This window comes from Niveispirillum sp. (assembly GCF_017996735.1).
Classification (GTDB): domain Bacteria; phylum Pseudomonadota; class Alphaproteobacteria; order Azospirillales; family Azospirillaceae; genus Niveispirillum.
Map to the genome: position 1 here is coordinate 9,015 of NZ_JAGOGJ010000142.1, position 6,812 is coordinate 15,826.

General features: G+C 66.4%; 7 protein-coding genes. All 7 read left to right on the forward strand.

Annotated features, from left to right (window positions below):
* The coding region (locus tag KBA48_RS27675) for a DUF1983 domain-containing protein (RefSeq protein ID WP_292911926.1) at nucleotides 1–1,445 on the forward strand (1,445 nt) is incomplete at its 5' end.
* On the forward strand, nucleotides 1,442–1,831 hold the full coding sequence (locus KBA48_RS27680; RefSeq protein WP_292911927.1) for a hypothetical protein: 390 nt from the start codon (nucleotides 1,442–1,444) through the stop codon (nucleotides 1,829–1,831). The genes KBA48_RS27675 and KBA48_RS27680, both read left to right, overlap by 4 nt.
* The gene (locus tag KBA48_RS27685) at nucleotides 1,828–2,031 is read left to right on the forward strand and encodes a hypothetical protein (protein WP_292911928.1); all 204 of its coding nucleotides are present in this window, start codon (nucleotides 1,828–1,830) and stop codon (nucleotides 2,029–2,031) included. The genes KBA48_RS27680 and KBA48_RS27685 overlap by 4 nt, the downstream gene beginning before the upstream one ends.
* Nucleotides 2,028–5,390: a LamG-like jellyroll fold domain-containing protein gene (locus tag KBA48_RS27690; protein WP_292911929.1), complete on the forward strand. Its 3,363-nt coding sequence runs from the start codon at nucleotides 2,028–2,030 to the stop codon at nucleotides 5,388–5,390. Before KBA48_RS27685 ends, KBA48_RS27690 begins: the two co-directional genes overlap by 4 nt.
* Nucleotides 5,380–6,156, forward strand: a complete 777-nt coding sequence (locus KBA48_RS27695; protein ID WP_292911930.1) for a hypothetical protein — start codon at nucleotides 5,380–5,382, stop codon at nucleotides 6,154–6,156. The genes KBA48_RS27690 and KBA48_RS27695 overlap by 11 nt, the downstream gene beginning before the upstream one ends.
* Nucleotides 6,157–6,168: 12 nt before the next feature.
* Nucleotides 6,169–6,462, forward strand: coding sequence for a hypothetical protein (locus KBA48_RS27700; RefSeq protein WP_292911931.1), 294 nt, complete (start codon nucleotides 6,169–6,171; stop codon nucleotides 6,460–6,462).
* The coding region (locus tag KBA48_RS27705; protein WP_292911932.1) for a hypothetical protein at nucleotides 6,455–6,812 on the forward strand (358 nt) is incomplete at its 3' end. The genes KBA48_RS27700 and KBA48_RS27705, both read left to right, overlap by 8 nt.

Below are 6,812 nucleotides of genomic sequence, written 5' to 3' on the forward strand. Positions count from 1 at the left end.
TGCTGGTGGAACAGACGGCCAGGGCCGATGGCGACAGCGCCAATGCCGGCGCCATCAGCACCCTGTCCGCACAGGTCAACCATGCCTCCACCGGCCTGCCCGCCACCCGCGCGGCGCTGCTGGTGGAGCAAACGGTAAGGGCCGATGCCGACAGCGCCAATGCCGGCGCCATCAGCACCCTGTCCGCACAGGTCAACCATGCCACCACCGGCCTGCCCGCCACCCGCGCGGCGCTGCTGGTGGAGCAAACGGTAAGGGCCGATGGCGACAGCGCCAATGCCGGCGCCATCAGCACCCTGTCCGCACAGGTCAACCATGCCACCACCGGCCTGCCCGCCACCCGCGCGGCGCTGGTCACGGAGCAAACGGCCAGGGCCGATGGCGACAGCGCCAATGCCAGTGCCATCAGCACCCTGTCAACCACGGTGGGCGGGCATACCTCCACAATAGCGGTCCATCAGGGGTCGATAGATGGTCTGTCTGCGCAGTACACGGTCAAGATCGATACTAACGGCAAGGTGGCGGGCTTCGGGCTGGCCTCCACCCCGATCAATGGGACGCCTGTCGCGCATTTTGCCGTGGTGGCGGACAAATTCTCGGTCAGCCTGCCGGGTGAGACCGGGAACCGTTTTTTGTTCGCGGCCGGCACGGACCCTGTGACTGGTCTGCCGACGGTAGTGATCAATGGCGCACTTTATGCCGGCACCATCGCGGCGAACCAGGTTCGCGCCGGCACGCTGAATGCTGGCGTGGCGTACGTAGGTGACGTCTATGCCACGCAGCTTAAGTCCGGCTCCATCGCCACAGCGCAACTGTTCATGGAGGATGGCAGTAACGCCGGCGTCGTTATCGACGGGCTGTCGCGCAACATTCTGGTGCGGACTGCGGTCAACGCAAACCGCGTTGCGGCCGGCAAGGTGGGATCGCAACACGGGCTTTGGGTGTGGGACGCGACGGCCAAGGCGATCTTCGCGGCGTCAGAGTTGGGGGTGGAGGTTGTCGGCACGGCAAATATCGTGCCCGGCAGTGTCACCAATAGCGGCCAGACTGCTGCCGTCAGCGGCAGCCTGTCGGTGGGTGACAATACCATTGCCACCCAGGGCATCGAACACAAAGGCAAGAAGGTGCGCGTGGAAGTGGCCGGCGCCGGCGGCGTGGTCACCATGGATACCAATGCCTCCACGCTGGATGGCCGGATTTCAGTACGGCTGTACCGCGACGACACCGAGATTGCGTATTTCGGCGATCTGGTCCGGCGCAGCGGCGTCGATAACCTGGATGATACCGGTTATGCCGGCGGCTCCCTGGCCTGCACGGTCATTGATCGCCCGCCGGCGTCTCCGGCGACGTCCACATACACGCTGAAACTCAATCGCAATGGCGGTCACTCCGTCACCTATGCCGGTGTGCGGCTGACCGTGACTGCCCTTTATACGGAGGCATGATGCCAGATTTCGTGCATTTCGAACCGTCTACAGGGCGCATCCTGCAGGCGGGCCACTGCGCTGCGACAGACCTGGCGCATCAGACATTTCCGGGTGCGGCCCTGATGCTGGGCCATGGGGATCCGCAAACTGACTATGTGGATCGCGATCTGTACGCAGTCCGTGTCCGGCCGTCCCTGGCCATACCGCTGACAGCAACGCTGACGGTGGGGGAGACGCTGGCCATCGCATTGCCGGTGGATGCGCAGGTGGAGGTTGACGGCGTGATCATGCATCTCCCGGCGGGAGAGCATGTGCTGTCCGCCGAATGGCCCGGCACCTATGCCGTGGTCATCCGGGCGTGGCCGTACCGCGACCATGCTCTGTCCGTGGAGGTCGGGCCATGATCATCAACTTGCGAAAGACCCGTGATCATGTCGCGCGCCGGCGCCGCGCCGCCTATCTGGCCGCCTGGCCGCTGTCCCGGCAGATGGAGGCGCATGCCGACGCTGCCAATGGCCGCCCCGAAACCCTGGCCGCCATGCTGGCCGATCTGGCCGCGATCAAGGCGGCCCATCCCTATCCCCCGGAAAGCGAGGGCACATGAGCCAGTATCGTACCGGCACCGTCAGCGTCACCTTTGGCCAGACCGCTGTCACCGGCGTCGGCACCACCTGGGCCGCCAATGTCACCGTCGGTGATATGCTGCTGATCGGGGAGGGCGGGCCGGCCGCCTTTGTCGGTGCCGTTGTGTCCGACACTGCGCTGACCCTGGAAAGCGCCTGGCCCGGGGCATCGGCGGCGGGCGTGCCCTATGCCATCCATCGGGATTTCGAGCCGACGACGGGCGCCCCGCTCCTGTCGCCGGGCGATATGGCTACCGTCACGGCCTATAACCGGGCGATCCAGCGGCTGGCCATCCAGACGGCCGGCGCGGTGGCGGGGCTGGAAGCGGTGCAGGAGGCCCGTGCCGCGCGTGACCAGGCGCAGGATGCCCAGGCATCGGCAGCGGACAGCGCCGCCGAAGCCGCCACGGATCGCGGCGCCGTGGCGGCCGACAAGGTGGCGGTTGCGGCAGATAAATTGATTGTCGCCGCCGATAAATCCGCCACCCAGACCGCCCTGACCCAGGCGCAGGTGGCGCGGGACGCGGCGGCCGGCAGCGCGGGCGCGGCGGCCGCCGACCGGATACAGACGGGGGCGGACAAGGCTGCGACCGGTACGGCGCTGGCGGCCGCACAATTGTTGGTGGGATCGGCCGGCACCGGCACGGCGACCGGGTTGGCTTATGCCGCGGCGACCAAGAGCTTGGCGTCGGCGGCCGATGTGATCGCGGTTGGTTTCTATGACCGCCGCCTGGATGGCGATGGCGGCGCCTGGGGTGATCGCCCCGGCCGATCCTGGTATTGGGAGCTGTTGGGCACCGCTACGCGTGGGGTCACACGACGTTTTCCCGTCGTGGTCTTTTGGGTTTTGCGCGCATCCAGTTTCACCATTTATGACCTGCATGACCTGGATGCGGACGGCGTGCCCCGCATGTGGATGGTGTTCAATGCCGGCGGCACTTTTACCAGTTGGACGAATAACACACTGAATATAATCAGCACCGGAACAGCGTTTCGGTCAGTGTCTGCGGCGAATGGTAGGTTCTATATAGCTTCTGGCGCTGGATTGTTTGAAATAAACTTTTCGAGCGACGAAGCACTATACAGGTCCGATACGCAGCGGAAAGTGTACGGACGCGACATCAGGGCGCGTAACTCTGGAAACGGCTATACGCAAGATGTGCCGAATATTGATTTCATCGCCAACTACAATTGCAGCCACGTAGACGCTTGCGTTCTACCCGGGGGTCCGCTGGACAGTGCCGGCCTGCCGATCCCGACCGTGGCCGTGGCGACGGCGGCAGGGGCTTCGGTCATCCACCCCTGGGGGGCTGTCTATGACTTGACCGCGACGGCGACGAGGACGGTTTTTGTCAGCCCGCACCGCCTATGGTTACTCCCGAACAGCGCCGCGCTCCGTGCAGGGCCGATTCCTTACGCAGATGCCTCCACGGCGGCCTGGGCAGTCCGCACCTACGGTGTGGAAAATTTTCCAAACCTGTTCCCCAGAGGCGCGTCTCTCGTCTGTTTGGCCCCCGGCGCGGTAGGCACGACCGGTGGGTTGTCATGGCTGGCAGAGGACGAGGCCAATCCGGACGCCGGCATGGTCGCCACCACGACTATTTCTTACGCCACGGGCTGGATGCCGGGAGATGTCCGCGGCGCCTGGCTGCGCGACACAGCGACGGGCAATGTCACGGGATCAGTGTTGTTCAACGACGATTGCAGTAGCGCTACCGGATGGACGCAGACAAGCGGATGGACCCTGGACGCCGGCAATACAGAGTTTGATCACAGTAGTGGCACCACGGCTCTGACAAGGGCTATTTCTGGCATGACCGTAGGTCAGTTCTATGTGGTCCGCGTGACCACTGGCAACCGGAGCGCTGGCACGCTGACGGTTTCCGCGACCGGCGGCGTAATCACCGGGCAGACTTCGATCACGGCTGATGGTACAGCTCTGCTGACTATTGAAGCCACAGCAACCAGCGGCACACTGGTTTTTACGCCTACGAACGATTTCAATGGTTCGGTTCAGTCGGTGCGGGCGGACATTGCCCTGCCTGACCGCAGCTACAAAAGCAAGGGGCTGGTGGTCAACGGCACCCTGGGCCGCACGGCGCTACCTTGCGGGCTGGCGGCGGTGTCTGGCTTCAGTTCGACCGCTTACCTGTGGCAGCCGTATAATCCAGATTTGGAGTACGGCACCGGTGACTGGGCATACGATTTCTGGCTCTCAAACAGCACAGCCACCCCGTCATTTGATCGCATTTTTGACCGTGGCTTGCTTGGTCTAGCGTCCGGGGCACATATCCGCGCCCTGGTGTCCGCTGGCCAGCTGGTGCTGTTCGCCAGTGACGGTACGAATACGGCCACGGCCACCACACCTGCCCTGGCCTGGGGAACCGGCATCTGGCGGCATGTCGCGTTTTGTCGTCGGTCTGGCACCCTGGAAATCTGGGTCGATGGCGTGCTGGCGGCCACGCAGGCGGCAGGATCAGTCGGAACGCTGAACTGTACCGGCGCCGAACTGCGGATCGGCGCGGGTCTATCCGGGGTTGCGGCATGGGGTGGGGGTGTGGTCATGGCCGGGGTCAGCGCCTACGCCCCCACGCCTGCGCAAATTCGGCGGATGTTCGAAGATGAACGGGCGCTGATTGTGGGCGGCACCCCAGCCACCCTGGGTGGCACGTCCAACAGCGTCACGGCCCTGGCCGCCAACGACGGCGCAGGTACGCTGGCGGTCGGCACCGGAGACGGTGTGTCGATCTTCGCGGGCCTGGGCCGGGTGCAGTATCTGGATGGGGCGAGCGGCGGGGCCGCCATCGGCAGCGATACCATCGTGTCGGTGTCGGCTTCCGGCCCGCATCTACTGATCGGCACGGCGGCCGGCGCGGGCCTGATCAGCGATGGGGTGATCGCGCGGGATCGGATGGTCCCGGCCGGCCGGCCCCGCGTATCGCCGGTCGATGGGCCGGGGGTAGTGACCATGCGCGGCGTTACGACCGACGCCACGCCGACCGACCTGACGCCACGCATCGCCATCGGGGAGCGGGAGGCCGTGACCCTGGATGTGACGGTACAGGCCCGCACCTATGGTGCGGCATCCACCCAGGGCGGCGTCTATCGTCGCCTTGCCCGCTATATCCGCGATGACGGCGGCAATGTCACCCTGACCGGATCGGTGCAGACCATCGGCACGGATCAGGAAACCACCGCCGGCATGGATGTGACCCTGTCCATCGATACCGGCGCCCAGACCATCACCCCGCGTGTCACCGGCGTGGCGGCCACCCGCATCGTCTGGACCGCCCGCATCACCATCACACGCATCAGCGAGGGCAACAGCTATGCCGCGTAGCATTGATATCGGCACCGGCCTGTATGGCGCCGGGCGCTATCTGTCTGTCTGGTCCATGGTGGACGGATATCCACGATGCCCGGCCCCGGCCCTGGTGCTGGGCACCACGGCGCCGGCGGATGTTGCGGCCCAGATCGCCGTCAACCGGGCGGTCGCAGCCATCTGCGCCCGCGCCGAACGGGCGGAGGCCGATGCCGTAATGGTGGGCCAGGACGCGCCACCGGAAACCATCCTGGTGCCCGGCCCGGATGGGGAGGTGGTGGCGATGGCCAATCCCGCGCATGCGGCATGGATCGCGGCGACAGAGCGGCTGGCCAGTGCCGCCATGGATGCGGATACCCTGCACCTGCTGCGCACGCGCGCCGGGGCGCTGGATGTCGATGCCGCCGGCGTGACGGAGCCCGGATGGGTGCTGTCCCTGCCGCCCGTGCCGCCGCTGGACCCACTGACCCAGACGGCCGATTGGGACGGCGGGGCATGGGTGGTGCGGCACCTGACGGTGGATGAGGCGGCCATCTGGCCCCTGCGCCCGCCACCGGTGCCGGCGACGGTGACGCGCACCCAACTGCGCCTGGCGCTGCGGGAGCGCGGGCTGCTGGAGATCGTGGATAGTGCCGTGGCCCTGTCCGGTGATGGAGAGCTGGCCGAGCGGTGGGCGGCGGCCAGCATGGAGCGGGCCAGCCCCTATCTTTCCGAGATGGCGGCGGCACTGGGCCTGACCGCGACGGACATCGACGATATCTTTCGCGCCGCTGCGGCGCTTTAAGGGGGCGACACCATGACATGGAGAGAGATAAGGCGCCGCCTGGGCGAGGCGGCGTCGCTGGCATCCTGCGCCCTGAATGTCCTGGCCGGCACCGGGGACCGGGAGGTGACGCTATCGGCCGGGGCCTGGGAATTGCGCCTGCGCGGGGCGTGGCGGGCGCGATGGATGGTGCCGGTGATCGATGCGATCAACCGGCCGTTCAATGGCGCGCTGCATTGCCAGCGCGCCTGGGCGGCACACTGGCCGATCTGGCACCGGCTGCGCCGGGAAGCGGGCATCGGGTGCATGGGGGTGGAAGATGCCTGATATCTTTTCGGGCGATGCCCTGGCCGGTGCCGGCATGGCGCTGGCGGCGGCGGGGGCTGTGGCGGTGGTCCGCTGGCTGGCCGCAGGCAAGGCGCGGCAACTGGATGGCCTGCCCGCCACCCTGCACGCCATCCAGATGGAGATGGTGCGCATCAGCGCGCGGCTGGACCGGGCCGAAGCGGATATTGCCAATGACAAGGCCGGGCGGCGGGCTTTCGGCGCGGTGGAGACGCTGGTCAGCAAGATCAGTTCGGACATCGGCCACCTGTCGGCCGACCTGCAGAAGCTGTCCGACAGACATGAAAAGGGCAATGGCGAGATTTGGTCCGCCATCAACCGCATGCGCGATG

Excerpts from the sequence above, each read along its gene's own strand:
- KBA48_RS27680 (WP_292911927.1), top strand. The coding sequence starts at position 1,442 with ATGATGCCAGATTTCGTGCATTTCGAACCGTCTACAGGGCGCATCCTG.
- KBA48_RS27685 (WP_292911928.1), top strand. The coding sequence starts at position 1,828 with ATGATCATCAACTTGCGAAAGACCCGTGATCATGTCGCGCGCCGGCGC.
- KBA48_RS27690 (WP_292911929.1), top strand. The coding sequence starts at position 2,028 with ATGAGCCAGTATCGTACCGGCACCGTCAGCGTCACCTTTGGCCAGACC.
- KBA48_RS27695 (WP_292911930.1), top strand. The coding sequence starts at position 5,380 with ATGCCGCGTAGCATTGATATCGGCACCGGCCTGTATGGCGCCGGGCGC.
- KBA48_RS27700 (WP_292911931.1), top strand. The coding sequence starts at position 6,169 with ATGACATGGAGAGAGATAAGGCGCCGCCTGGGCGAGGCGGCGTCGCTG.